The organism is Bartonella sp. AD328YNZD, from assembly GCF_042196425.1.
In genome coordinates this window covers 1-615 of sequence record NZ_JBHIQG010000787.1, presented here as the reverse complement: position 1 = coordinate 615, position 615 = coordinate 1, and the positions used below count along the sequence as shown (strand labels likewise).

Annotated in this window: 1 protein-coding gene and 1 pseudogene; both read right to left on the bottom strand. The window is 41.6% G+C overall.

The annotated features are described in order from the left end of the window. Window positions 1-151, bottom strand: a pseudogene (locus ACFIO3_RS15045) (NADH-quinone oxidoreductase subunit C); the annotation flags it as partial. 17 nt (window positions 152-168) lie between these two features. Continuing rightward, window positions 169-615: NuoB/complex I 20 kDa subunit family protein (locus ACFIO3_RS15040; RefSeq protein ID WP_375704778.1), on the bottom strand; the 447-nt coding region annotated here is incomplete at its 5' end.

The following is a 615-nucleotide window of genomic DNA, read 5'->3' as shown; positions in this document are numbered from 1 at the left end:
GAGAATCATCACGAACAAACATTAAGACATCGATAATTGCATCAAGACGTGCCACAATAGTCAATTCACCAAAAGCAAGAACAGTCTCTTCAAGCTTATTTCCTAACTTATTTTCCAAATAAGCCGCAAGTTCAACCAATGATTCATTCATCATGACAAGAAAACTCTCTATCGCTCTATGGATCCGGTACGACGGATTTTTTTCTGTAACAATAATATGCCGTATAATAATGCCTCTGCTGTCGGTGGACACCCTGGAACATAAATATCGACAGGCACAATACGATCACAGCCACGCACCACTGAATAGGAATAATGATAATATCCCCCACCATTTGCACATGATCCCATAGAAATCACATAACGCGGCTCTGGCATCTGATCATACACTTTTCTTAAAGCAGGAGCCATCTTATTTGTTAGAGTACCTGCCACCACCATCACATCTGACTGGCGGGGTGAAGCTCGTGGTGCATATCCAAAACGCTCATTATCATAATGAGGCATTGAGCATTGCATCATTTCGATAGCACAACAAGCCAAACCAAAACTCATCCACATTAAAGAACCGGTACGTGCCCAAGTAATCAAAGCATCTGCCGAGGTAACTAAAAA